This window comes from Corynebacterium striatum ATCC 6940 (assembly GCF_000159135.1).
Taxonomy (GTDB): domain Bacteria; phylum Actinomycetota; class Actinomycetes; order Mycobacteriales; family Mycobacteriaceae; genus Corynebacterium; species Corynebacterium striatum.
Map to the genome: position 1 here is coordinate 523327 of NZ_GG667520.1, position 24925 is coordinate 548251.

The 24925-nt window shown below is 57.6% G+C and carries 23 protein-coding genes and 1 pseudogene; 21 read left to right on the plus strand and 3 right to left on the minus strand.

The window, feature by feature from the left end; all coding sequences use genetic code 11:
- Positions 1-372 precede the first annotated feature (372 nt).
- From HMPREF0308_RS04665 to HMPREF0308_RS04705, 9 genes are all read left to right on the plus strand, one after another.
- On the plus strand, positions 373-936 hold the full coding sequence (locus tag HMPREF0308_RS04665; protein ID WP_034656852.1) for a copper resistance CopC family protein: 564 nt from the start codon (positions 373-375) through the stop codon (positions 934-936).
- A gap of 17 nt (positions 937-953) precedes the next feature.
- The gene (locus HMPREF0308_RS04670) at positions 954-1625 is read left to right on the plus strand and encodes a copper chaperone PCu(A)C (RefSeq protein WP_005529190.1); all 672 of its coding nucleotides are present in this window, start codon (positions 954-956) and stop codon (positions 1623-1625) included.
- A 56-nt stretch (positions 1626-1681) separates the two neighbouring features.
- Positions 1682-2983 carry a Dyp-type peroxidase gene (locus HMPREF0308_RS04675; RefSeq protein WP_080548601.1) on the plus strand — a complete coding sequence of 434 codons (1302 nt, stop codon included), beginning with the start codon at positions 1682-1684 and terminating at the stop codon, positions 2981-2983.
- A gap of 93 nt (positions 2984-3076) precedes the next feature.
- Positions 3077-5140, plus strand: a complete 2064-nt coding sequence (gene thrS / locus HMPREF0308_RS04680) for a threonine--tRNA ligase (protein WP_005529194.1) — start codon at positions 3077-3079, stop codon at positions 5138-5140.
- Complete coding sequence (locus HMPREF0308_RS04685; protein ID WP_005529196.1) at positions 5127-5675, plus strand: HIT family protein; 549 nt, start codon at positions 5127-5129, stop codon at positions 5673-5675. Before thrS ends, HMPREF0308_RS04685 begins: the two co-directional genes overlap by 14 nt.
- Entirely contained in the window at positions 5668-6294 is a 627-nt protein-coding gene (pgsA, locus tag HMPREF0308_RS04690) for a phosphatidylinositol phosphate synthase (protein WP_005529197.1), read from the plus strand. The genes HMPREF0308_RS04685 and pgsA overlap by 8 nt, the downstream gene beginning before the upstream one ends.
- A 12-nt stretch (positions 6295-6306) precedes the next feature.
- The gene (locus HMPREF0308_RS04695; protein ID WP_005529199.1) at positions 6307-7275 is read left to right on the plus strand and encodes a phosphatidylinositol mannoside acyltransferase; all 969 of its coding nucleotides are present in this window, start codon (positions 6307-6309) and stop codon (positions 7273-7275) included.
- A 14-nt stretch (positions 7276-7289) separates the two neighbouring features.
- A complete protein-coding gene (locus tag HMPREF0308_RS04700; RefSeq protein ID WP_005529202.1) occupies positions 7290-8417 on the plus strand; it encodes a glycosyltransferase family 4 protein in 1128 nt (375 codons plus the stop codon).
- Between the two features lie 53 nt (positions 8418-8470).
- The gene (locus HMPREF0308_RS04705; RefSeq protein ID WP_005529204.1) at positions 8471-8935 is read left to right on the plus strand and encodes a hypothetical protein; all 465 of its coding nucleotides are present in this window, start codon (positions 8471-8473) and stop codon (positions 8933-8935) included.
- Between the two features lie 6 nt (positions 8936-8941).
- Here the strand turns inward: HMPREF0308_RS04705 and HMPREF0308_RS04710 are convergent, their stop codons facing one another.
- Positions 8942-10210 (minus strand): DUF2029 domain-containing protein, encoded by a 1269-nt coding sequence (locus HMPREF0308_RS04710; RefSeq protein ID WP_005529206.1) that lies wholly within the window; start codon positions 10208-10210, stop codon positions 8942-8944.
- 13 nt (positions 10211-10223) lie between these two features.
- A complete protein-coding gene (locus HMPREF0308_RS04715; RefSeq protein ID WP_005529207.1) occupies positions 10224-10706 on the minus strand; it encodes a DUF3817 domain-containing protein in 483 nt (160 codons plus the stop codon).
- 111 nt (positions 10707-10817) lie between these two features.
- On the opposite strand from HMPREF0308_RS04715, the gene HMPREF0308_RS04720 reads away from it, so the two are divergent.
- The 12 genes and pseudogenes from HMPREF0308_RS04720 (at position 10818) to HMPREF0308_RS04775 (ending at position 24329) form a co-directional block, all read left to right on the plus strand.
- Entirely contained in the window at positions 10818-11711 is an 894-nt protein-coding gene (locus tag HMPREF0308_RS04720) for an acyl-CoA thioesterase (protein WP_005529209.1), read from the plus strand.
- Positions 11712-11818: 107 nt separating this feature from the next.
- On the plus strand, positions 11819-12574 hold the full coding sequence (locus HMPREF0308_RS04725; protein ID WP_005529211.1) for a YebC/PmpR family DNA-binding transcriptional regulator: 756 nt from the start codon (positions 11819-11821) through the stop codon (positions 12572-12574).
- Positions 12575-12822: 248 nt separating this feature from the next.
- Positions 12823-13404 (plus strand): crossover junction endodeoxyribonuclease RuvC, encoded by a 582-nt coding sequence (ruvC, locus tag HMPREF0308_RS04730; RefSeq protein ID WP_034656854.1) that lies wholly within the window; start codon positions 12823-12825, stop codon positions 13402-13404.
- 100 nt (positions 13405-13504) lie between these two features.
- Positions 13505-14113 carry a Holliday junction branch migration protein RuvA gene (gene ruvA, locus HMPREF0308_RS04735; RefSeq protein WP_034656856.1) on the plus strand — a complete coding sequence of 203 codons (609 nt, stop codon included), beginning with the start codon at positions 13505-13507 and terminating at the stop codon, positions 14111-14113.
- A gap of 51 nt (positions 14114-14164) precedes the next feature.
- A complete protein-coding gene (ruvB, locus tag HMPREF0308_RS04740) occupies positions 14165-15268 on the plus strand; it encodes a Holliday junction branch migration DNA helicase RuvB (protein WP_005529216.1) in 1104 nt (367 codons plus the stop codon).
- Between the two features lie 47 nt (positions 15269-15315).
- A complete protein-coding gene (gene yajC / locus HMPREF0308_RS04745; RefSeq protein WP_005529218.1) occupies positions 15316-15603 on the plus strand; it encodes a preprotein translocase subunit YajC in 288 nt (95 codons plus the stop codon).
- Between the two features lie 183 nt (positions 15604-15786).
- A complete protein-coding gene (gene secD / locus HMPREF0308_RS04750) occupies positions 15787-17682 on the plus strand; it encodes a protein translocase subunit SecD (RefSeq protein WP_080548602.1) in 1896 nt (631 codons plus the stop codon).
- 2 nt (positions 17683-17684) lie between these two features.
- The gene (secF, locus tag HMPREF0308_RS04755; RefSeq protein ID WP_005529222.1) at positions 17685-18878 is read left to right on the plus strand and encodes a protein translocase subunit SecF; all 1194 of its coding nucleotides are present in this window, start codon (positions 17685-17687) and stop codon (positions 18876-18878) included.
- Between the two features lie 83 nt (positions 18879-18961).
- Positions 18962-20626 carry an ABC transporter substrate-binding protein gene (locus HMPREF0308_RS04760; RefSeq protein WP_200973416.1) on the plus strand — a complete coding sequence of 555 codons (1665 nt, stop codon included), beginning with the start codon at positions 18962-18964 and terminating at the stop codon, positions 20624-20626.
- A 53-nt stretch (positions 20627-20679) separates the two neighbouring features.
- Positions 20680-21223, plus strand: a pseudogene (locus HMPREF0308_RS04765) (adenine phosphoribosyltransferase).
- Between the two features lie 101 nt (positions 21224-21324).
- Complete coding sequence (locus tag HMPREF0308_RS04770) at positions 21325-23577, plus strand: RelA/SpoT family protein (protein WP_005529227.1); 2253 nt, start codon at positions 21325-21327, stop codon at positions 23575-23577.
- Positions 23578-23765: 188 nt separating this feature from the next.
- Complete coding sequence (locus tag HMPREF0308_RS04775; RefSeq protein ID WP_005529229.1) at positions 23766-24329, plus strand: DUF421 domain-containing protein; 564 nt, start codon at positions 23766-23768, stop codon at positions 24327-24329.
- A 101-nt stretch (positions 24330-24430) separates the two neighbouring features.
- Here the strand turns inward: HMPREF0308_RS04775 and HMPREF0308_RS04780 are convergent, their stop codons facing one another.
- On the minus strand, positions 24431-24739 hold the full coding sequence (locus HMPREF0308_RS04780) for a hypothetical protein (RefSeq protein ID WP_005529230.1): 309 nt from the start codon (positions 24737-24739) through the stop codon (positions 24431-24433).
- Between the last annotated feature and the right edge of the window lie 186 nt (positions 24740-24925).

Consider the following 24925-nt stretch of genomic DNA (forward strand, 5'->3'; position numbering starts at 1 on the left):
CTGGAAGCCTTCCATGCATTGCGCAGGAAGGCTTCTTTTTGATCCCTCCTAGTGTCTGTTACTTAGTCCTTAGTCCTAAGCCCTTATACCTTAGTCCTAAGCCCTTATAAGGGGAATATAGGCTGCGGATCGTGTGATGGGACACATTTTCAATAGTTGGGGGAACTTAAACAAGGAAGCATGCGACTACTATGCAGCTGTCGCTAAAGCTGAATAATTTTGCTGCGCGGTTTACTTGGTGAAAAGAGCCACGGCCTCCACAACCGAGGCTTTGCTCTCGCCCATTGACCAAAGCGCGAAATTAACTACCGCGAGTGCGGCGGCTATAGCATGTGATCGATAGTTCGCACCCCGCCTTAAGAGGAGGCTTTCATGCATTTTCGCCGTTCAGCCCGTATTTTTGCTGCAAGTGCTGCGGCATCGATGGTGGCTCTGACCGCTCCGAGCGCGCTCGCGCATGACTCGGTCATCGGCGGCAACGTCGTGAACGATGCTCCTCTTGAGGAGTTTCCACAGGAAATCACTTTGGAATTCTCGGCGGTACCTAAAGAAGGTTTCAATACCTTTGCCGTTACCAACACTAAAACCGGAGCTGTGCTTTTCGACGCCGAGCCGACCCTCAATGACCGTGAACTCACGGTCGAGGTGCCCGAAGACGTTAAACCAGGACCGGGCGAGTACCAGGTTGGTTTCCAAATAACTTCTTCTGATGGTCACGCTACTCGCGGCTCAGTACCGTTCACTGTGGCTGGCGAGGCAGGCAGCAACGAGGTAGCTGAATCCTCGTCTGCCGCCGATGCAGCTGATGCCGCAGACTCAAGTGGTCTGCCATCCGCTGCCAAGTGGGCTCTCGCCGCAGTAGCCCTCTTTGCCGTGGTAGCGGCCGTCATCATGGCAGGTGCGAAGATGCGCCGTAGCAACGATCTCAACTCCTAGATATAGAAGGATTTTTAATGAAGACCCGCAAGTTTGTTTTGTCTGCCGTTGCCGTAAGTGCTTTGGCTTTGGCTGGTTGCTCGAACAGTGAGCAAGATTCCACCGCTTCCTCCTCGCAAGAGTCTATGGCGGCAACCTCGGCTGCGTCCTCCTCTGCGACTTCTGGTGCTGAATCTAAGCACGCGGAAGCTGGCGACATTCATATCCATGACGGTGTCGTTCGCGCGATGGCTGAGGATTCTGACATGACGGCTATCTTCGGCAGCATCCACAACGGTTCTGATAAAGACATCACCGTAACCGGTTTTACTTCCTCGATTGAGGCTGACATGTACCAGATCCATGAGGTCGTAGATGGCGTCATGCGGGAAAAGAGCGGCGGCCTCAAGATTGCAGCTGGTGAGTCTGCTGAGTTGAAGCCAGGTGGTGAGCACCTGATGCTCATGGGCGTTAAAGAACCAGTCATGGCCGGCGAGAAGGTTGAGGTCACTCTGTTGCTTTCTGACGGCTCCAAGGTTGAGCTAGGGGAGCTGCCGGTTCGAGAAATTGGCGCTGGTGATGAGAACTACGGTGACATGTCCGGTCACGAGCACGGCCATGATCACGGTTCTGGGATGAGTGGTGAGCACATGCACGGCGATCACATGAGCGAGGCGGCTAACACTAGCGAAGCAAAGCACGCTCACTAAGAGCATCGCTAGAAGGTCCACCGTCGAGGCATACCGTTTTAGGAGGAAACATCACGATGTCTGCAGAATCTACCCCGATCACCGCATCCTTCACCCCCAGCGAGACGGCAGGCAGCCCAGCCTCCTTGCCACCGCAATCGGGTGATGTGGCGCTTGCGCTCAGTCGCCGCGGACTTCTTGTGGGTGGCGCTGTAGCGGCGAGCGCGCTGGTAGTGGCGGGCTGCGCGGAGGGCAGTGAGTCTGCTGGACAAGACGCCGCGCCCGACGCCGCCCCCATCATGGGCGATGACATCGTGGCCTTCGACGGTGAGCACCAAGCAGGCATTGAGACCCCACCTCAGGCCCACGTAGCCTTAGTGGGTTTCAACCTCAAAACGAAGACCACCGCACGAGGTGCTAAGGCGCTCATGCGTTTGTGGACTGAGGACGCACGCCGCCTGTGTACGGCTGAAAATCCAGTCGGCAGCCTCGAAACCGAGCTGACTCAGACACCGGCCAGCCTCACCATCACGTGCGGCTGGGGCGAAGGCTTCTTCGCCAAGACAGGGGCCGAAAAGCCTGAATGGCTGGGCGATGTTCGTAAATACAGCCGCGATAAGCTCCGTCCGGAGTGGGGCCAGACCGACGTGGTTCTGCAGATTTGCAGTGATGATCCCTTAACCACCGCATTCGTAATGCGGCACATGACTCGAGCTAGCTCAAGCTATGCGGAAACAGCTTGGGTACAGCAGGGCTTTGGCCACGCCAATGGTTCGGCTGCAAAAGGGGAGACTGCCCGTAATCTCTTTGGGCAGAAAGACGGCACGGTGAATCCTCATACGCACGAGGAATTCATGGACCAAGTCTGGATCGACGAAGGTCGTTTCGCCGGCGGAACCGCCATGGTGGTCCGTCGCATCCACATGAACCTTGACACCTGGGAAGAACTCGATCGTGCCGCGCGTGAGGCATCCACTGGTCGCAAGCTCGACACCGGTGCGCCAATGCACGGAACAGATGAATTCGACCCAGTGGACCTTGAAGCCCGCGACTCCTTTGGATTGAAGGCCATAGATCCGTCCTCACACGTCGCCCGCGCCCATCCGCCAAAAGACCACCCAGAGCAGAAGATTCTGCGCCGACCTTTCAACTTCAACTTGGCGCCATCGCCAGATAACTCGGGCGAGTTGAGCAACGCCGGCCAGATTTTCATCTGCTTCCAGAAGGATCCAACCAAGCAATTCGAGCCCATCCAGGCCCGCCTTGATGAGCAGGATCAACTCAATACATGGATTACACACATCGGCTCCGCCATGTATTACGTACCTGCCGGAACCTCAGGTGGGTCGTACTGGGGCGAATCGCTGCTTGAAACCTAGGCAGGGTAGACTTTCACGCTGTAACTCTTGAATTAGCTTTGGTCGGCCAGGTATGTCGATCGAAGCGTGAGCGCATAAGGAGCGCAACTAGTCATGGCGGAAATGATTCCAGCTGTACCAGTGAACTATGAGCCTTTTAAGGTGCCTGCTGGCACTGCAGTAGGCGCAGCGATGCGAGAGCTTGAGCTCCCCAACAAGGGGCCCGAGGCTGTCGTCGTCGTTCGCGGCACCGATGGAGTGCTCTACGACCTTTCGCACACCCCGGCAGTCGACGCAGAGTTCACCCCTGTCGCGGCTAGCGAGGAGGACGGCCGTGCCGTCATCCGCCACTCCACCGCACACGTGATGGCACAGGCTGTGCAGGCCGAGTTCCCTGGCACCAAGTTGGGCATCGGTCCGGCCATCGAGAACGGCTTCTACTTCGACTTCCAGACCGATGAGCCCTTCACCCCTGAAGCGTTGAAGGCCATCGAGAAGCGCATGAAGAAGATCATAAAGACTGGTCAGCGCTTCGAGCGTCGCGTTTACTCTTCCAACGAAGAGGCAGAGGCCGCACTTGCCGACGAGCCCTTCAAGCTCGAACTCATTCAGGACAAGGGCAACGTAGACCCAGATTCTGATGAAGCAGCAGAGGTGGGCGCAGGCGATCTCACGCACTACGACAACATCAACCCGCGTACCGGCGAGGTCGAATGGTTTGACCTGTGCCGTGGTCCGCACCTGCCAACCACCAAGTACATCCCAGCTTTCACTCTGACCCGTTCTTCAGCTGCTTACTGGCGCGGTGACCAGTCAAAGGCTGGCCTGCAGCGCATCTACGGCACGGCTTTCGAGTCCAAGGAGGCCCTCGAGGCCTACCAGCACATGATCGCTGAGGCTGAGAAGCGCGATCACCGCCGTCTGGGCCAGGAGCTTGACCTTTTCTCCTTCCCGGACGAGATTGGCTCCGGCTTCCCGGTCTTCCACCCCAACGGCGCCGTTGTGCGCATGGAGATGGAAGAACACTCCCGTCGTCGCCACATCCAGGACGGCTACTCCTTTGTTTCCACCCCGCACCTGACCAAGGGCGACCTGTTCAAGAAGTCCGGCCACCTGGACTTCTACGCCGACGGTATGTTCCCGCCGATGCAGCTCGATGGTGAGTACGACGAGGACGGCAACTGCACCAAGCAGCCGCAGGATTACTACGCGAAGCCGATGAACTGCCCGATGCACAACCTCATCTTCGCATCCCGTGGCCGTTCCTACCGCGAGCTTCCGCTGCGCCTGTTCGAGTTCGGTACGGTCTACCGCTACGAGAAGTCCGGCGTTATCCACGGTCTCACGCGTGCGCGCGGCTTTACCCAGGATGACTCCCACATCTACTGCACCCCGGAGCAGCTGGAAGATGAGCTGACCAAGGTCTTGGACTTCATCATCTCCTTGCTCAAGGATTATGGCTTGGATGACTTCTATCTGGAGCTGTCCACTAAGGATCCGAACAAGTACGTGGGCTCCGATGAGATTTGGGAGCGCTCTACTTCCATCCTGCAGTCCGTTGCTGAAAAGTCCGGCCTCGAGCTGGTTCCGGACCCAGCTGGTGCAGCTTTCTACGGCCCGAAGATTTCCGTTCAGGCCCGCGACGCCATCGGTCGTACCTGGCAGATGTCCACGGTTCAGCTGGACTTCAACCTGCCGGAGCGCTTCGAGCTGGAGTACACCGCGTCCGACGGCACCAAGCAGCGTCCGATCATGATTCACCGCGCGTTGTTCGGCTCCATCGAGCGTTTCTTTGGCGTGCTTCTCGAGCACTACGCGGGTGCCTTCCCGGCATGGCTGGCTCCGCACCAGGTCGTGGGCATTCCGGTCGCTGACGAATTCTCGCCGCACCTCGAGGCCATCGCTGCGAAGCTGCGCAAGCGCGGCATCCGTGCCGATGTGGATACCTCTGACGACCGCATGCAGAAGAAGATCCGCAACCACACCACCGGCAAGGTGCCTTTCATGCTGCTCGCCGGCGAGCGCGACGTCGACGCCAACGCTGTCTCCTTCCGCTTCCTGGACGGTTCGCAGGTCAACGGCGTGCCGGTGGATGAGGCTATCGAGCTCATCGCCGCATGGGTTGCTGAGCGCATCAACGAACAGCCGAACGAAGAGTTGATCAGTGCACGACGCTAACGAGCAATACGTCGATTCCGGGGCAGGGGAACCAGACCGCCTTGAGCGGCTGTGGGCTCCCTACCGAATGGCGTATATCTCGAAGCGTTCGAAGGACCCCTTCGTTGAGGCTCCCAAGGGCAGCGATGAGGACGGGCTGATTATTGCCCGGGGCGAGTATGTCTACGCTTTGCTGAACCTTTTTCCCTATAACTCGGGACATTTAATGGTGGTGCCTTATCGCAAGGAATCCCAGCTGGAGAACTTGACTCTAGAGGAATCCCACGAGCTGATGGCCTTCGCCCAAAAGGCGGTACGTGTTTTAAAGCGCGTGTCCAAGCCGGAAGCAATCAACGTGGGCTTCAACCTGGGCAAGGCGTCTGGCGGTTCCGTGGGAGATCACTTACATTTGCATGTGGTTCCCCGGTGGGCCGGTGACAGCAACTTTATGACTGTCTTGGAGGGCACTAAAGTGTTGCCTCAGTTATTACAAGAGACTCGCGCCCTTTTGGCCCAAGGCTGGCGGGAGATCGATGAGGAGGATTCGCATGCTTAGCGTTCACGGGCGAAAGCCAGCGGCAGTCGTCGTGGAACCCGTGGCAAAGCTGTTTCTGAAGATGGGGCTGACCCCCAACATGGTCACCATCGTCGGCACTCTTGTCACCATTGCTATCGCAGTCGTCTGCATTCCTCTGGATCACCTGTTCGCGGCAGCGGTGCTCTCTGGTCTCTTTGCGGCCTTCGACATGCTTGACGGCACGATGGCGCGCATGACCACGGGCGGGTCCAAGTTTGGCGCGACTCTCGACGCCTCCTGTGATCGCATCACCGACGGCGCCCTGTTTGCTGCCATCTTGTACTGGCTGGTCTACGTCGATAACGCTCGCCCCATCCACGTGGTGGCCTGCCTCATCGTGCTGGTTTCTTCGCAGGTCATTTCCTATATCAAGGCCCGCGGCGAGGCTTCTGGCTTCAAGATGGTCGGCGGTCTGATCGAGCGCCCAGAGCGCCTCATCATCGGCCTCGGCGGCATCGGCTTGGAGGGCCTGGGCGTTCCCGGCGCCATCGAGATCGCCCTGTGGATCCTTGTATTCGGTTCCATTTTTACCATCATTCAGCGCATGGTCCAGGCCGCCCGCCAGGACACGAAGGCCCGCTTCACCCCAGATCTTTAAGGATTAACGCCCATGGCCCTTGTTCCTGGACTAAACCGCGAACAACTGGCTGCCGCCGGCTATTTAGCCGGTTGGCGGCTGGTGCGTTTGTTGCCGGAGAAGTGGGCCAAGCGCCTTTTTGACTGGGGTGCAGACCGCGCCAGCGATGATGGCCGAGGCATGGAGCAATTGCGCCAAAACTTAGCGCGAGTGGTGGGCCCAGAAAACGTCACGCGCGAGTTGGTGCGCAATTCTATGCGTTCCTATATGCGCTACTGGCGGGAGGCATTCTGCCTGCCGTCGATCCATCAGGACCCGGATCTGCACGCCAAGCTGCTTTCCGGTTTGCAGGGCTTAGAGAACTTCGACGACTCCGTGGCCCGCGGCAAAGGCGTCATCCTCGCGCTTCCACACACTGGTAACTGGGACATGGCCGGGGTGTTTCTGGTGGGCCACTATGGCCAATTCACAACGGTTGCAGAAAGGCTCAAGCCGGAGGTGCTTTTCGACGCCTTCGTGGACTTCCGCGAGTCCTTAGGCTTTGAGGTTCTCGCTCTGACAGGAGAGAAGACCTCACCTTTTGGCCGACTCAAGGAAGTCTTGGAAGCAGGTGGTGTGGTCTGCCTGTTGGCCGAGCGCGACCTCACTCGCACTGGCGTCACGGTCGACTTCATGGGCGAGGAAGCCAACATGGCTGCCGGACCGGCCCGCTTGGCCATGGAAACCGGGGCAGCATTGCACGTGGTCCACTCCTGGTTCGAGGATGAAGGCTGGGGCCTTTCCGTCAGCCCGCAGGTGGAGGTCACCAATGTGCAGGAGACCACCCAACGCCTGGCCGATGGCTTCGCCGCAAACATCAAGGCCCACCCGGCGGACTGGCATATGCTGCAGCCGCAGTGGAATGTAGACGTCAAACGCCGCGCGGCCGATCGCGCTGCACGCCGCGCAGCCAAGGACAAGCGTACGTCCCAAGAAAAGCTCGAAGATAACGGTAAAAAGTAAGGAAGTAGGCAGTAGTGCGTATCGGAATCGTATGCCCGTATTCCTTTGACGAGCCAGGCGGCGTGCAAGCCCACATCCTGGATTTGGCCACCGTCTTTATCGAGCAAGGCCACCACGTGGAGGTCCTTGGCCCGGCAGCGCCGGAGACACAGCTGCCGAGCTTTGTCATGAAGGGCGGGCGCGCGATTCCGATTACCTACAACGGCTCCGTGGCCCGCTTGTCCGTAGGCCCGCAGGTAAAGCGCAACGTCAAGAAGTTCATTGAACGCGGCAACTTCGACGTGCTGCACATCCATGAGCCGAACTCGCCGAGCTACTCCATGGTTGCGCTGGCACAAGCCAAAGGTCCTATCGTCGCGACCTACCACGCCTCGGCTTCTAGCTCGCTCGTGCTGAAGCTGGCCAAGCCTTTCCTCACGCCAATGCTGGAGAAGGTGCGCGGCGGCATTGCCGTCTCAGAGATGGCCCGCCGCTGGCAGGTAGAACAGCTAGGCGGCGACCCAGTTCTTATTCCGAATGGCGTGGATACCTCCGTGTACGCGGCGGCCCGCAAGCGTGTCGCGGCGGATCGTGACCAAGAAAGCCAGCCAGGCCAATCCGGGCCGAAGGTGCCCGAGATTGTGTTCTTGGGGCGTCTCGACGAGCCACGCAAGGGCCTGGATATCCTGCTGGAGGCCCTCACGATGGTGGAGACGGACGTCAAGGTCACCGTCATGGGCGGCGGCCGCCCGCGTGAGGTCGAGGGCGTGGACTTCGTTGGCCGCGTGAGCGATGTGGAAAAGGCGGAGATCCTCGGCCGCGCTGATGTCTATGTCGCTCCTAACACCGGCGGCGAAAGCTTCGGCATCGTCCTGGTAGAGGCCATGGCCGCAGGCTGCGCGGTGGTAGCTTCCGACCTCGAGGCTTTTGCGGCCGTATGCGACGCAGATTCTGAGACCCCCGCCGGTGCGTTGTTCCGCAACGAGGATGCCCGTGATCTGGCGCGGGTGCTCAACCTTGTGCTGCAGGATAAAGATAAGCGCAATGCTTTAATTGAAGCCGGTACCCAGCGCGCTCGCACCTACGATTGGGACCACGTGGCCGCTGCCGTGATGCAGGTTTATGAGACCGTGCAGGACGGAACTAAGGTCCGCACCAAGTAGCAGCGGGCGTTGCCGCCCTTTATCTACATCGGATTTAAGAGCAGGAAAAGACTATGGCAGTAGAACTGGTTATCGCGATCGTCGCGCTCGTGCTCATCTTGATGTGGGCCTATTTCACCGCGCAGCGGCTGAACTCGCTGCACATCCGCACGGATGCGGCTTTGGCGCAGCTGGAGGCCACCCTTGACCGCCGCGCCGCCGTCGTGGCAGCGCTAGCGCCGGAGCTGGAGGAGGTTGCCTCCCGCGCGGAGTCGAGTGAGCTTGCCCAGGGCCATTTTGAGACGCGTTCGGCCCACGAGCGGGCGCTGTCTATCGCGGTCAACGAGCGCTTTGCTGAGCGTCCCGCATTGCTTGCCGACGCCGAGGGGCGCATCCACCTTGCTCATCGCTTTTACAACGAAGCGGTCAGCGATACCCGCTCGCTACGCCTACGCCCCCTTGTGCGCATCTTCCGCCTGGGAGGTACGGCACCGCTGCCGGAGTTCTTCGAGATCAGCCAGCTACGGATTACTGAGTAGTTCCTGCTACTGAGCTGCTTGCTTGGTAGAGCTAGTATTTTCGCGCTTGAGCTCCAAGCGCAGCCAAGAGAAAGCAAGGCCTGTCATCACGAGGATGAGCACGTTGCGCGCCAGCAACAAGAAGGCAGGGAAGAGGCCGCCGCGGCCCGCGTAGAGCAACGCGTCATAGTTGAACGGGTAGACCAGTGTGCCCAGTGCCGCCGCAGCAAGCGTGCACAGTGCGAGGTTGCGCAGCACTGTGCCTACTTTTTCGTCGATATGTTGATGCGCAACTGATGAGGCATGCGGCCAGGCATCCTTGAGCGCTACCGCCAAGATTGGGCCGAGCCAGGTGATGTACTGGGTGGAAAAGACCTTGTTGCTGATAAATAACAGGCAGATCATCGTGATGAAAAAGGCCAGCGTGCTGCGTGCACCCCAGTTGCCGTTGCGGAAGTGCATGAGTGCGAAGCCGAGGGCGAAAAACAGCATCGCCAAGGTCAAAACGTTGCTAAGAACTAAGAGTTCGCTAACCCAAGGGCCGGTGATTTCATAACTCTTGGAGGCAGCGTAGCCGATGGACCAAGTGTCCGGGAAAAGATGCGAGGCAAATACTGGAAGCGTTGCAGGGATCGATTCCACCTGCAGTCCGCGCACCTCTTGGTAGCGCAGCGGGGAGATAAGGCGCTCGACGTCATTGAAGGCGATGACGAGCAGACAAATGCCCACGATGGAAGCGACGAACGCGCTAAGGCGCTGCCAAGTCGCACGGGCATTGAAGCGGCCAACCAGGCCTGCGGCGAGCACGCCCGGCCACAGCTTCATTGTGGTGGCAAGGCCAAGCAGCGCCGCCGCAAGCCGCGAGTTGCGGCCAAGAAGCACTCCTGCGGCAGCAACTGCCAGAGCCGGAAAAATATCGAGGCGCCAGACAAAGACCTGACCCACTGCGGTTCCAAAGACAACCCAAAACCATGCGGCGACGAAGGCCTGCGGCTTGCGGCGCCAGCCGTGAAGCAAGACCATGAGGAAAGCGGCGTCGACAAGCAGGCATAGCCCTGTAAAAATAACGGTAAAGCTGGTCTGATTCGGGCCGCTCAACCAGCCGACGAGAATCGAAGGCCACGTGCCAGGGTGCGGGTACTCGGTCATATCCGAGGAGTTCGCCCCAAAACGCCCGGAGAAGTAATAGGAGATATCTCCTAGCGGGACGTTGTTCCATTGCAGTAGTCCGATGAGGATAAGCCGGAAACAAATCCAGCCAGTCCATACTGCTGGAACGGAACGAAAAATTTTCACCTAAGTGATGCTATTAGATGTTCGACTCGATGGTGGATTCGACATCGACGGGTGGGCCGAGCATCAACAGAACGCCAAAGACCAGCGCAATGACTACGACGAACACGCTCAGAGTGCGCACTGGGAAGCGCACTACCTGGGCCAAAAGCTGCTCGGCAAGACCGTGTGGCTGCTCAGAATCGCTAAAGCGCCAATGCGGCAGGAACTTATCGTGCTTGTCCGCCCATAGCGCAAACGGGAGCGCGGCAAAAGGTATGACTGAAACGATTAGCCCCAACATGCCCAGGCCAAAGGGCCACTTGTTATTGATCCACACCATGACGCCCACGACGATGAAGCAGAGGAAACCAAAGCCGTGGATACCGCCAGCGATAGGAGTTAAAGCCTCCGTCACGCCGGAGTACTTCAAAACCATAGAGAAAATAAGAAATGCCCACGTGAACATCTCTAGGTAGGCAACGACGCGGTGCAAGCCAGCAGGGCGTAGAAATGTCATGCGGCATATCCTACGCGCTAGCCCGGCGCACAGGTAAAGTTGGCAGGGTTGCATGTGAAGAACTCACGTTAAGGTTGCGCGTTGAGCAAAGAGAGGAGTCCCGCGTAGGTAATGGCTAAGGTGTGCGAGGTTATTGATTTAGCGCCGCTGAACGAAAAGGCTCAGTGTGATGTCTTTTCCGTACCCGTGGTTCCGTCCCAGATTGCGCGCACCTTTGGCGGGCAGGTGGTGGCCCAGGCGCTCGCTGCAGCCCAGCACACCGTTGAAGGGAAGCTCGTGCATTCCTTGCATGGCTACTTCGTGGGCCCGGGTGATGCCGCCGCGCCTGCGCGTGCCGAGGTAGAGCGCGTGCGGGACGGCCGCTCTTTTGCTACCCGTCAGGTGCGCCTCTTCCAAGATGATCGCCTGATTTTCATGCTCAACGCGGGTTTCCACATCGCCGATGACTTTGGTCCTGAGCACCAGGACGCCATGCCGGAGGTTATGGGCCCGGAGGAGGCTGCAGCCGCCGGCGGTGGTGCTCCTTATTCCACCCGCATCATCCTGCGCGAGTGGGAAGACTGGGATATCCGTTTGGTCCCGCAGGAAAGCCGTGACCCTGAACTTGCAGAAGCCACAGGCGCTGGGTTCCGCTACGTGTGGTTCCGCAACACCTCGCCAGAATTTGCGGCGTCAGAAAGCAGCCAGGATGCCCACCGTGCGGCACTTGCCTATATGTCTGACATGACCTTAATCCGTGCTTCGCTGCTGCCACATCAAGGCGAGCAAGTACAGCTTGCCAGCCTGGATCACTCGATCTGGTTCCTGCGTCCAGTGCGCGTTAATGAGTGGTTGCTGTATGCGCAGGAATCACCATCCGCGCAAAATGCGACCGGTTTGGCCACCGGAAAGATCTTTAACCAGGGCGGGGATTTGGTTGCCGTGGTGGTCCAGGAAGGGCTTACCCGAACCGTGCGCGAGGGCATGCAGATAGGCTCGCACAACGGCAATTGGCAAAACGTCTAGAAAACACTTACTCAAACGCCGGAAAACGGTGGGGGCTGTTTTTAACTGCTCTACGCCCGTCCGTATAATTGCAGGCAGTTTCATAGAGCCACAATGAAAGGGATGAAATGTCCGGACACTCCAAATGGGCTACTACCAAGCACAAGAAGGCTGCTAACGATGCCAAGCGCGGCAAGGAATTTGCCAAGCTGATTAAGAACATCGAGGTCGCGGCCCGCACCGGTGGTGGCGATCCGGCTGCTAACCCGACTCTCGATGACATGATCAAGAAGGCCAAGAAGGCCTCCGTGCCGAACGATAACATCGAGCGCGCCCGCAAGCGCGGCTCCGGCGAAGAGGCCGGCGGTGCTGACTGGGAGACCATCATGTACGAGGGCTATGGCCCGAACGGTGTGGCAATGCTCATCGAGTGCCTTACCGATAACCGCAACCGTGCAGCCACCGATGCTCGCACCGCAATGTCCAAGAACGGCGGCAACCTGGGCGAGTCTGGCTCCGTGGCCTACATGTTCTCCCGCACCGGCCTTGTCTTGGTCAACAAGGGCGAGCTGACCGAGGATGACGTCCTGATGGCAATTCTGGAAGCAGGCGCTGAAGAGGTCAATGACCTCGGCGAGAAGTTCGAGGTAGTTTGCGCACCTGGTGATATTCCGGCAGTGAAGGAAGCCCTCACCGAGGCTGGTATCGAGGTCGACGATAATGACACCGACTTCCGTGCTTCCGTCGAGGTTCCGCTCGAGGCAAACGATGCCCGCAAGATCTTCCGCCTGATCGACGCCCTCGAAGATTCTGATGACGTGCAGAACGTCTACACCAACATGAACCTTTCTGAGGCTGTCTTGGCAGAACTCGAGCAGGACTAAACTGCTTGCTGTGGGATCTACACGCGCAGATTCTCACTAGACAAGGTCTAAACAAGGTTTAAAACGCGCCCGCGCATGATTGCACTGCTCGGGCGTGTTTGCGTTTTACTATCGCAGGCTCTCTGCCCCTGCACATTCTTAGAACATGTGTGTGTATGATTGACTGGACTGTGAATTCACTTTAGTTCTTTTCGCTGTTGCGCCCGTCTAGGCGCAAAGAGATTGTCCAGACTAGGAGGGGGTTAGCTGTGAATCTGGAAGGCCTGCGCGTTATGGGGATAGACCCTGGTCTTACCCGGTGTGGTCTTTCTGTGGTGCAAGCAGGGCGTGGTCGCTCGGTGATACCTGTGGCGGTCGGTGTTGCCCGTACCCCCAGCGATAAGGAGCTTACTGAGCGTCTTTTGCGTCTTTCCATAGCTGTCAAAGAGTGGATGGAGGACTACAAGCCGGATGTGATTGCTATCGAGCGAGTCTTCGAACGTGGTGAAGTATCCACGGTGATGCAAACCGCGCACGTCGTTGGCGTGGTGGTCCTAGCCGCCGCTGAGCGCGACATTCCGGTGCATATGTACACCCCGTCAGAGGTGAAGAAGGCTATCTCTGGCAACGGCCGGGCAGACAAGAAGCAAATGACCGCGATGATTACGCGCATCCTTGGTTTGGGCGAACCACCCAAGCCGGCGGATGCCGCAGATGCCTTGGCCCTAGCAGTTTGTCACTGCTGGCGTGCCCCAGCCTTGGCTCGAATAGGGCAGAACACGGGCACATGGCCGAAGACGAGTGGCGTGAAAGGCCGGGCAAAGAAGCCGCGACCAGCCAGTAGCGTATAGCCGCGCTGACATACGCAGCGCTATGCCACACGCAAAATCTTGATAGAAAAATTACTGAGCTAGGAACTAGCAGAAAGAATAAAGAAAAGGAGCTGACGCTGTGATTGCATCACTACGCGGAACGGTGTTGTCCATCAGCCTTGATCATGCCGTCATCGAATGTGCTGGCGTTGGTTACAAGTTTCTTGCTACGCCAGTGACCCTCGGCACTTTGCGCCGGGGCGATGAAGCAACTGTGCTGACCTCGATGGTGGTCAAGGAAGATTCCATGACCCTTTACGGCTTTAGCAACGATGAGGACCGCGATATGTTCCACGTCCTCCAGACCGTCTCTGGGCTCGGACCCAAGCTGGCGCTGGCGGCGCTATCTGTTATGGGGCCAAGCCAGCTAGCTCAGGCCATTTCCTCCGGCGATGCGAAGACGCTGCAAACTATTCCGGGCGTCGGCAAGCGCATGGCAGAGCGCCTCGCACTCGAGCTGAGGGATAAGGTCAGCGCCTTTGCGCCTCAGGCCCAGCCAGGGCAGGAAGCCTCCGCGGCGGTGGCCCATGGGCCGGTGGTCGACCAAGTGGTGGAGGCACTCGTTGGACTCGGTTTCACCGACAAAGCCGCCCGTCCAGTCGTGGAGGGCATCGTGGCGGAGGAGTCAGCCGCAGAAACGGCGGTTGTCCTTCGTGGTGCACTGGCACAATTGGGACGTAAGAAATAGTCTCCGCTGTCAGAGTCAGCGCGCAACAATCTAAACAAAGGGTATAAAGACATGTCAGACGTAGAACGCACTGAGTTTCAGTTACCGGACGGCCTGGTAGCTGGGCAAAGCACTACCTCCAGCATGTCCGCGGCGCGCAATGCTGACGTCGATGCCACAAAGCAGCAAGGTGAACACGACATCGAGCGCTCCTTGCGCCCTAAGTCCATCGACGAGTTCATCGGCCAACCTAAGGTGCGCGAGCAGCTGTCCTTGGTGCTCAATGGTGCTAAGAATCGCGGCGTCACTCCAGACCACGTGCTGCTTTCGGGCCCACCCGGCCTGGGTAAGACCACCATGGCGATGATCATTGCCCAAGAACTTGGCACATCACTGCGTATGACATCGGGTCCAGCGTTGGAACGCGCAGGCGACCTCGCAGCGATGCTGTCGAACCTGATGGAAGGCGACGTCCTCTTCATCGACGAGATCCACCGCATCGCCCGCCCTGCGGAGGAGATGCTCTATATGGCGATGGAGGACTTCCGTATTGACGTCATCGTGGGTAAAGGTCCGGGTGCCACTTCGATTCCCCTGGAGATTCCGCCATTTACTCTCGTTGGTGCCACTACGCGCGCCGGCATGCTCACGGGACCGTTGCGTGACCGCTTCGGTTTTACGGCCCAGATGGAGTACTACGACACCGCAGATTTGACCAAGGTCATTACCCGTGCCGCCACCATTCTTGATGTGGAGATTGACCAAGACGCGGCGGTTGAGATTGGTTCTCGTTCACGAGGAACCCCGCGTATTGCCAACCGTTTGCTGCGACGAGTCCGTGACTTCGCTGAGGTAAACGGTGACGGACACATTGATCTAGCGGCCGCCCAAGGCGCCCTCGCTGTCTTCGACGTCGATGAAATGGGGCTAGATCGCCTCGACCGGGCCGTCCTGGAAGCCTTGATCAAGGGCCACGGTGGTGGCCCAGTCGGTGTAAATACCCTGGCTGTGGCAGTGGGCGAGGAGCCCTCCACTGTGGAGGAAGTGTGCGAGCCTTACCTTGTTCGTGCCGGCATGATTGCCCGCACAGGCCGCGGTCGTGTGGCAACTGCCGCGGCGTGGCGGCACATCGGTTTGGAACCGCCGGAGGGAACGCTAGGGGAGGTGCTCTTCTAGTGCAAGGGCTGGCATCTGTGTGCATGAGTCTGGCACACTAGCCAGTTATGGAATACGCACTTCTTCTAGTTCTCGCAATTCTCATCTTCCTCCCTAGCTTTATGACGATGCGCAAACAGCGTGAGCGTCAAAACAAGCTTTCTGAACTGCAGCAAAATTTGTATGTAGGGCAGAAAGTAATTACTGCGGGCGGCCTGCACGGGACTGTCGCGGCTACCCGCGAGCAGGAAGTGGATCTAGAAGTGGCCGGAGGCATCGTACTCACCTTCGACAAGATGGCCATTGTTCGTACGCCGGAAATCGTCAGCGAAGAGGAAGCAAACGGGATTCGCTAGTGCGATTCCAGCTGCCGTTTTGTAGCGCTTATCACACTAGGTGGAAAAGCTGAGAGCCCGTTAAGTCATTGGGCCTTTCATGACGTAGCATGAGGGATCGTGCTCGTGGACTTTTGTTTCAAATGCCCACGAATTATTCAAAGTTAATCGTAAAACCCTGTTTTAGTTGCACAGGAGAACTCCTTGTCCGCAAAGAATCGTGGCGCATTGCGCAATAGGAACAGGCAGTGGCCAAAGCGTGCCATTGCCTTGTTTGCGCTAATCGTCGTTGCCATTTATGCCCTTATTTTCCTGACTGGTGCTCGCCAAGGCACGCCGAAACTCGGCATTGACTTGCAGGGCGGTACCCGTGTGACCCTCGTACCGCAAGGCGAGGAGCCCACTCAAGACCAGCTCCAGCAAGCTCGTAACATCCTTGAACAGCGCGTCAACGGAATGGGCGTTTCTGGTTCCGAGGTTGTGATCAATGGTTCCACGCTCGTAATCACGGTTCCAGGCGAGGATGCTTCCCAGGCGCAGGCAGTGGGCCAGACTTCCCAGCTTTTGTTCCGTCCAGTTGCGCAACAGCCGATGCCGGACATGAACAAGCTCAATGACACTTTGCTCGACATGGCAAACCGGTGGGTTGAGTACCGCGTTCTTAGCGTGGAGGAAGCCAACGCGTCACTAAAGCAAGTACATGATGCTATTAAGAAGGCCGTGGAACAGTCCGGAGAAAAGAAGGACAAGAAGTCGGAGGACTCACAGGCCCCGACTGTTACCGCAAAGCCAAAGAAGGAGCCCTCAAACTCGCTCGAGAAGGCCGATTTTCGCGATGAGATGACGGCGATGCTCCGCAAGGACCGTCAGTCTGACGACCCAACGACTATCTCCGCTGCAGCGGCCCTTTTGAAGTGCGATGCTGATTCTGATCCGCTTGCGGGTACCGATGATCCAGCAAAGCAGTTCGTGGCTTGTGACTTTGCAAACAAAACCCCATACCTTTTGGCCCCAGCGCCATTGCTCGAAGGCGTAAAGGATCCTAACGGTACTCGTTTGACCGGTAACGAAATTGACACCAACAAGCCAATTAACGGTGGCCTCAACCCGCAGACCGGCCAGATGGAGATCAGCTTCGCCTTCAAGACCGGCGATGGCCCTAACGGTTCCGAGACTTGGTCCAAGGTGACACAGCAGAACCTGAAGAAGCAGGTCGCCATCACCCTTGACTCTGCGGTTATTTCTGCTCCGGTCATCCAGGGCGCAACTCCGGTTGGCTCCGCTACCTCCATCACCGGTGACTTCAGCCAAGAAGAAGCAACTAGCCTGGCTAACAACCTCAAGTATGGCGCTCTTCCGCTGTCCTTTACCGGTTCCAATGGCGAGCCTGGCGGCACCGTGGAAACTGTTCCACCATCACTGGGTAAGGCTGCTCTGAAGGCCGGACTCATCGCGGGCATCGTGGGCTTCATCTTGGTTGTCCTTTACTCGCTGTATTACTTCCGTGCACTCGCCGGTGTCTCCCTGATTACCCTCGTCGCCTCCGGCATTTTGACCTACGGTGCACTCGTTCTGTTGGGTCGCTGGATTGGCTACTCGCTGGACCTTTCGGGCATCGCCGGTTTGGTCATTGGTGTCGGTGCTACTGCGGACTCCTTCGTGGTCTACTACGAGCGCATCAAGGATGAGCTGTTGGAAGGCAGAACCTTCCGTTCGGCAACTACCAAGGCGTGGGAGCGCTCACGCGCAACCATCGTTACGGGTAACGCTGTTACGCTTATTGGCGCTGTCATCGTGTACTTCCTCGCAATTGGTGAGGTCAAGGGCTTCGCCTTCACCATGGGCCTGACCACCGCATTCGACTTGGTTGTCTCCTTCCTCATTATGGCTCCGCTGATGCAGCTCATCGGCGCAAGGCCAGCAGCAGCTAAGCCGTCTATGAACGGACTTGGCGGTATTTACGCTCTGGTTGAGGAACGTCGTGCCCGTGGTTATTACGTAAAGTCTGGAAAAACCGGACACAAGGAAACCGCTGCAAGCGCAGCTGCAGCGTCTCATACAGCAGCAGCCGATTCCCGCCTCACCGAGGAGGACAAGTAGAGATGACTACTAAAGTGAACAATCACAAGATCTCCAAGATGGATCGTCTGTATGAAGACGAGGGCGGATACGACTTTATTGGTCGTTCCAAGACGTGGTACGCCATCACCGCAGTATTGGTCGCTGCGTCCATCTTGGCCATTGCAATTCGCGGCTTTAGCCTCTCCCTTGACTTCGAGGGCGGCACCAAGCTGAACATGCCAGCCGCCGATCTGGTGGCAGAGCAGGTTGGCGATACCTTCGAAGAAGCTATTGGTGTCGAGCCGGAAATGGTGCAGATCGTCGGCGCCGGCGACTCGCGTACCTTGGAAATCACTTCCGAACGCCTTTCTCAGGAGCAGGTAGACACCGCCCGCCAAGCAATCTTTGAGCAGTATCATCCAAAGGATGCCGAGGGCAAGGCCACCCCGGATGCAATTGGTTCTTCAACTGTGTCTGAGTCATGGGGATCCGCGATTACGCAGCGCATGCTTCTCGCTATGGCTGTATTCCTTGCGACGGCGACGGTGTATGTCGCAGTTCGACTGCAGCGAGACATGGCCTTCGCAGCGATTCTCGCGCTGATTCTTGACGGCGTCATCATCGCAGGCATCTACGCCATCTTCGGGCTAGAAGTCTCCCCGGCAGTCATCATTGGTCTGCTTACGGTGCTGACCTTCTCTATCTATGACTCCGTTATCGTCTTTGACAAGGTCAACGAGAATACTGAAGGCTTCCAGGGCCAGCGCAAGAAGACATATGGCGAGCTTGCGAACCTCGCCGTTAACCAGACAGTTATGCGTTCCATTTCCACGTCTATCATTTCGGTCCTGCCGATTATTGCGCTGTTCGTCATCGCCGTCTGGCTGATGGGCATTGGCACCCTTCGCGACCTTGCGCTCATTCAGCTAATCGGCGTCATCGAGGGCATTTTCTCCTCGTTGTTCCTGGCAACCCCATTGCTGGTGTCCATTGCAAACCGTCGTAAGTCCGTCAAGAAGCACAACACTGAGGTGCGGCAGTTCCGCGCTAAGCACGGCGAGGACGCAGATGAAGACACCGTGGCCGCCGCTGCAGTGGGTTCCCGAAAGGTCACTTCTCTGGCAGCCCAGGATTCGGAAGTGGAAGCGTCGTCAAGCGATGCTGCATCGGCCCCATCCACTAGGAACCCGGGCACCCCAGGCAGCGCTGGGACAAGCTGGCGTCCAAGCCGGTAGATGAGCCGCTACTCCAGGCCGCTACTCTAGGCCGTTGATCCAGGACCTCGGGAACGGATGTCTAAAAGAAGCGAGGACAAAAGGTGGTAGTTAAACCACAAACAGAGCGCCATTGGGCTAAAAAGGCCACAGTGGCGCTCCTCGCCGTTGTCGGCCTCACCGCAACGGCCTGCTCAGACCAAGGTAACCAGGACGGTAACGAGGAAGAAAAACCGAGCGGACCACAGTCCACCGATTTCTTCGGATACATGGTCAATACCCCGCTTGCTACTACAAATGCTGGCACCTCGTTCGGCAGCGCAACGAGTGCAGCGCAGTTGTCCAGCCGCTTATACCCGGCCATTTATGTCCCCGGCCCCTCGGGGCAGATGATCCCCAACTCGGATCTTGTGCAGACCGAAGAGTTGCCACCCTCCCCGGAAAATCCTCACAAGCAGATTAGTTTTACCCTCTCGGAGCAAGCAAAATTCTCCGATGGCGTTCCCGTAACTTGTGATGACTACCTCCTCGCCTTCACCGCAGGTGTCATGGCATCCGAGTTCGGCTCGCACATGCCTCTGATGAACGAGATTGCCCAATTCGAGTGCGCCCCGAATTCCAAGGAATTTACGCTCACCTTCAACGAAGGCGAAGGCGATCGCTGGCGCTATCTCTTTGGCCCAGGCACCGTTATGCCGGCGCATGCCTTGGCCAAGAAGGCCGGGTTGACGATGGAGGAGCTCAACACGACTCTGTCCTTGCAAGACCCCACTGCTTTGCAACCAGTGGCAGACGCGTGGCGTTATGGATTCTCCACAGCCCCTGCTGACTTTGACTCGGAGCTACAAGTTTCCTTTGGCCCCTTCGTGGTGGACAAGGTGGGGGAGCAGGGTGAGATCATCCTGAAGGCTAACAAGGAGTACTTCGGCGATAAACCGGCGACAGATACCGTTGTTGTATGGCCCAACACTGCAGACGCTAAGGCTCTCAAGGATAGGGGCAATTTGCGTGTTGTCGATGCTGCTGAAGCTAAGCCAGACTGGTTACCTGCTGCTGACCAAGCAAGCCCTTATGAGGTCGAACCCGTAGTAGGTGGCTTGACCGATACCCTGGCGTTGTCGCAGTCCGGCGTATTTCAGGAATCGTGGGCCCGGGAGGCGTTTGCCTCCTGCATCGACCATGGGCGGTTGGCCAAGGTCAGTTCGCAGCAATCTGGCGTAGAAGTGCCACCTGTGTATCTGCGCACATTGCGCCACTCTGACCCGGTCGCTACCCATTTGGGCCAGGTTGCCAAGGAGCACCAGGGCCAGGACATGGCTAAGGCTGCGAACCTGTCTGGGTACACCGTCAAGATTGGTTACTTGGGCCCGGATGAGCGCTACAGCGCCATGGTCGAAGAGATTAAGAAGATGTGTGAACCCGCCGGTATCACGGTCGAGGACCAGTCTGCTGAGTATATGTCGCAGCATTATTTGGAGATGGACCCTGCGACATGGACTCCGACTATCGATGCATTCTTGGGCCCGGTTGATCCAATGACGGAGTACTCTACGCCGGACTCAAACATCAAACGGCTCAAGGAGATCAAAGAAGCAGAGGAAAAGCTATGGGAGGACGTCCCTTCTATTCCTTTGGCCGCCCAGCCCCGCGTCTTCATCGTTGACCGCTCGGTCAAGGGCGTGGTCCCATACACTGGTGCTGCGGGCATTGGCTGGAACATGGATCGTTGGAGTGCGCCGAGTGCAGCTCCAGTCAGCACTCAGCGTTAATCAGTTGTTGATTTCTAGTCTCAAATTTGACACGAACTTTTGAAGGATTTGTTGTGAGTGAAACTTATTCCGCCGCGGCGCGGGCACTGAATGAAAAAGTGCGTTTGGTGCAAGACTTCCCTGAGAAGGGCATCCTCTTCGAGGATTTGACACCAGTGCTTGCCGACGCCGAAGCATTTCAGGCGGTTGTCGACGGCCTAGCGAAGGCCTGCGAAGACTTGGGCGCCGAGATGATTGGTGGCCTCGATGCTCGCGGTTTCTTGCTGGGCTCTGCCGTGGCGTACAAGCTAGGCGTGGGCATTTTGGCCATCCGCAAGAAGGGCAAGCTACCACCACCCGTTCTGACTCAGGAGTACACGCTGGAGTACGGTTCGGCGGCGCTCGAGATTCCCGGTGAGGGAGTCGATATTGAAGGCAAGCGCATCGTGCTTGTCGACGACGTTCTGGCCACCGGAGGCACGCTCTACGGCGCGAAGCTGCTTTTGGAGTCTGCGAGCTGGAAACGTCGTGGTCTTGGAAGTTAACGGACTAGCTGGTCGCGAGCGTTTGGCAGATGTTCCGCTGGTAGTGCTCAACCAGGCAGCAGCCACCGACTAGAATGATGTGTCTAAAGCCATCGTTGGCCGGATACACCCCATGACTAGGAGGAGGGCGACGCCTTGACCACTGAGAAGTCGACAAAGCGCCCGAATGGCGGCATGCGGAGCATGTCGGCACGTTTGGCTCGGTCTTTGACCGGAGGCAGGGTAAAGATCAACCCGGTGCTGGATCCACTGATGTCCATCCACCGGCAGTTCCATCCCAAAGCTGACGTAGAGCTACTTAATAACGCCTACAACACGGCTGAGCGCCTCCACGAGGGTGTGTTCCGTAAGTCTGGGGAACCATATATCACCCACCCCCTCGCCGTAGCCACCATCGCGGCTGAGATTGGCATGGACACCACGACCATCGTTGCGACACTGCTGCATGACACGGTCGAGGACACGGACTATTCACTCGAAGACCTGACAAGGGACTTCGGTCCTGAGGTTGCGCGGCTTGTCGACGGCGTGACAAAGCTCGACAAGGTTGCCCTCGGCGCCGCAGCTGAGGCAGAAACTATCCGCAAGATGATCGTGGCCATGGCCACCGATCCCCGCGTGCTCGTTATCAAGGTGGCGGACCGCCTCCACAACATGCGCACCATGCGCTTTCTCCCCCCAGAGAAGCAGGCGAAGAAGGCACGGCAGACTCTCGACGTCATTGCGCCATTGGCACACCGCTTGGGCATGGCCAACGTGAAATGGGAGCTGGAAGACCTTTCTTTTGCCATCTTGTACCCCAAGAAATACGACGAGATCGTACGCATGGTGGCGGACCGAGCTCCTTCTCGCGACCGCGCTTTGAAAGAAATCAAAACGCAGGTTACGCAGGCCCTGCGGGAAAACGGCATCGATGCTGAGGTCATGGGACGTCCGAAGCACTACTGGTCCATCTATCAGAAGATGATGGTGCGTGGCCGCGATTTTGCGGAGATCTTCGACCTCGTAGGTATCCGCATCCTCGTTGATGACGTCAACTCTTGTTATGCCGCGATTGGCGTTGTGCACTCGCTTTATCAGGCGCTTCCGGGGCGCTTTAAGGACTATATTTCTGCGCCGCGTTTCGGGGTATACCAGTCCCTGCACACCACGGTGATTGCAGAAGGTGGTTCCACCCTGGAAGTTCAGGTGCGCACGCATGAGATGCACTACAACGCGGAGTTTGGTGTTGCTGCGCACTGGCGTTACAAGGAGAAGAAGGGCAAGAACGGTAAAGGCGACGCTGAGGTCGACCAGATGGCGTGGATGCGTCAGCTGCTGGACTGGCAGAAGGAAGCCGCTGACCCGAATGAGTTCTTGGACTCGCTGCGTTATGACCTTACGGCTAAGCAGATTTTTGCATTTACCCCGAAGGGCGATGTAGTCAACTTGCCGGCGGGTTCAACGCCGGTGGACTTTGCCTACGCTGTGCACACAGAGGTGGGCCACCGCTGTATCGGTGCGAAGGTCAACGGAAAGCTGGTTGCGCTTGAGTCAGAGCTAAAGTCTGGTGACAAGGTTGAGATCTTTACCTCGAAGGATCCTAACGCTGGGCCGTCGAGGGATTGGCAGGACTTCTTGGTCTCGCCACGCGCCAAAGCAAAAGTGCGTCAGTGGTTTGCCAAGGAGCGCCGCGAGGAGCACTTGGAGTCCGGGCGCGATGCTTTGGCGGCTGAGATTCAACGCGGCGGCCTGCCAATGCATAGGTTGTTTACTGCTTCTTCCATGAAGCAAGTCGCCGAGCAACTCCACTATTCCGATGTGGACGCCCTTTACACCGCTATAGGTGCCGGAAATGTATCGGCACAGCATGTGTCGAATCAACTGATGTCCCTCTTTGGGGACCAAGACGACGCTGCAGAGGCCCTGGCGTCGCGTACACCATTCTCTGAGCTGGAAAGCTCGCGTAATCAGCGCACCCACGACTCAGAGCAAGGAACCGGAATTTTGGTTGAGGGTAGCCCTGATGTCATGGCTAAGCTGGCGCGTTGCTGCCAGCCAGTCCCTGGCGACGCTATCTTCGGCTTCGTTACCCGTGGTGGTGGTGTTTCCGTCCACCGCGCAGACTGCACCAATGCGGAAAAGCTCAAGTCTGAGCCGGAGCGCATGATGAAGGTCGAATGGTCTTCGGGCAAGGGATCGTCCGGCGAGTTCTCCGCTAGCCTCCAGCTTGAAGCGATTGACCGGCAAGGTCTGCTGGCCGAGCTAACTGGCGTATTCAGCGAGCAAAAGCTCAATGTTTTGTCGATGAGCTCGAACCGCGGCGACGACCACATTGCCACCATGCGCTTTACGTTCTCCATCTCGGATACCAAGCAGCTGGGCCAGCTGATGACCACGCTGCGCAACACCGAGGGAGTCTTCGACGTCTACCGCGTCACTGCCTAGCTCGTCGCGTCACCGCCTAGCTACTGCTGTGGCTGGGCGGCCTCCGCCTGGGACCCTGCGACGTCGATAAGCACTTTGCCCCGGGCGCTAATGCCACCATCGTGTGGAGGCGTGATTCGGGGGAGGGGGCGTGGGAAAGCGCAAGGGCGCTCGATGTAAGCTGGAAAACCGTGGATACGCTAGGGCTAATGGGACGTGAGGCTTTATACCAATTGGGTATTGAGCCGCATAGAATACCTGTGGTCATTTTGGCCACGGTGGGTATCTATTTGGCCTTCATGATTTTGGTCAAGCTCTTTGGCACCCGCGTACTGACATCGATGACCGCCTCTGACGCGGTGATCATTATTATGTTCGGCGCGGTTTCGGGCCGTGTAATTGTGGGTAACCCGCCCACCCTGGCAGCAGGTATCGTCGGACTTTTGACTCTGATGGTGTTGGAGGCGGCCTTCGGTACGTTCCGCCGTTATATTCGTTGGTCGCGCTACATCGACCGCCGCCCCGTACTTCTTGTCTATGACGGCGAGTTATTGCCTGAGAACATGCATTTTGCGCACATTACGGAAAGTGATGTTAACTCGGCTACTCGCAAGGCAGGGCTGGGTCGGCGCGCGGACATCCAGATGATGATCTTGGAGCCCACTGGCCAAATTTCGGTAATTAAAATTGGACAGTTCGTCGATCCCACTTTATTCCGTGACATCTTGGGAGCTGAGCGCATTAAAGGAATAGAACACGAGGCGGGGGATTAGTAGCGGCTCGTGCCTCCAGGCCGGCAGAATAGAGTTCGAGCAGGAAAACAAGAAAAGCACCTGCTCAAAGCAGGTGCTTTACATCGAAGCTCAGGAATGAACTAGAACTTCAGGTACTTGTTTGCAAAAGCGAACAGTGCGCCAAGTGCAGAGATAACAGCGGTGAAGACGCCGATCCAATCCTTGATTTGCTTGGCCTGGTCCCCGGAGCCTTTGCCATTCGAGTTGGAGGAGCTGAGTTCGGAGGAAAGCTTATTGCCTTCGGGTGCCGTGGTGGAGGAAGGAGTGGTAGTTTCGGCAACCTGCTCAGACTGTACGGCATCCTGAGCCATAGCAGCGCCAGCGCCGCCGAAGGAGATGGTTGCAGCTGCTGCAGCGGCAACGAGCGCCTTGCGGGAGAAGAACTTCATATGTTCAATCCTTAAGAGTCGGGAATTTCAAAGACTCCATGAATGTTAGTGTTGCTCCTAGACTTTTGCAACACCTTTGCCAAGAAATAATTCTGTCTGTGAATTAACTGGACGTTAAGGTTGGGGGCCCGTTGTGCTGCGGATATAAATTTAAGTGAGTCTAAACCAATAAACCAAATGTGAATG

Excerpts from the sequence above, each read along its gene's own strand:
- HMPREF0308_RS04665 (WP_034656852.1), top strand. The coding sequence starts at position 373 with ATGCATTTTCGCCGTTCAGCCCGTATTTTTGCTGCAAGTGCTGCGGCA.
- HMPREF0308_RS04670 (WP_005529190.1), top strand. The coding sequence starts at position 954 with ATGAAGACCCGCAAGTTTGTTTTGTCTGCCGTTGCCGTAAGTGCTTTG.
- HMPREF0308_RS04675 (WP_080548601.1), top strand. The coding sequence starts at position 1,682 with ATGTCTGCAGAATCTACCCCGATCACCGCATCCTTCACCCCCAGCGAG.
- thrS (WP_005529194.1), top strand. The coding sequence starts at position 3,077 with ATGGCGGAAATGATTCCAGCTGTACCAGTGAACTATGAGCCTTTTAAG.
- pgsA (WP_005529197.1), top strand. The coding sequence starts at position 5,668 with ATGCTTAGCGTTCACGGGCGAAAGCCAGCGGCAGTCGTCGTGGAACCC.
- HMPREF0308_RS04695 (WP_005529199.1), top strand. The coding sequence starts at position 6,307 with ATGGCCCTTGTTCCTGGACTAAACCGCGAACAACTGGCTGCCGCCGGC.
- HMPREF0308_RS04705 (WP_005529204.1), top strand. The coding sequence starts at position 8,471 with ATGGCAGTAGAACTGGTTATCGCGATCGTCGCGCTCGTGCTCATCTTG.
- HMPREF0308_RS04715 (WP_005529207.1), bottom strand. The coding sequence starts at position 10,706 with ATGACATTTCTACGCCCTGCTGGCTTGCACCGCGTCGTTGCCTACCTA.
- HMPREF0308_RS04720 (WP_005529209.1), top strand. The coding sequence starts at position 10,818 with ATGGCTAAGGTGTGCGAGGTTATTGATTTAGCGCCGCTGAACGAAAAG.
- HMPREF0308_RS04725 (WP_005529211.1), top strand. The coding sequence starts at position 11,819 with ATGTCCGGACACTCCAAATGGGCTACTACCAAGCACAAGAAGGCTGCT.
- ruvB (WP_005529216.1), top strand. The coding sequence starts at position 14,165 with ATGTCAGACGTAGAACGCACTGAGTTTCAGTTACCGGACGGCCTGGTA.
- yajC (WP_005529218.1), top strand. The coding sequence starts at position 15,316 with ATGGAATACGCACTTCTTCTAGTTCTCGCAATTCTCATCTTCCTCCCT.
- secF (WP_005529222.1), top strand. The coding sequence starts at position 17,685 with ATGACTACTAAAGTGAACAATCACAAGATCTCCAAGATGGATCGTCTG.
- HMPREF0308_RS04770 (WP_005529227.1), top strand. The coding sequence starts at position 21,325 with ATGCGGAGCATGTCGGCACGTTTGGCTCGGTCTTTGACCGGAGGCAGG.
- HMPREF0308_RS04775 (WP_005529229.1), top strand. The coding sequence starts at position 23,766 with ATGGGACGTGAGGCTTTATACCAATTGGGTATTGAGCCGCATAGAATA.
- HMPREF0308_RS04780 (WP_005529230.1), bottom strand. The coding sequence starts at position 24,739 with ATGAAGTTCTTCTCCCGCAAGGCGCTCGTTGCCGCTGCAGCAGCTGCA.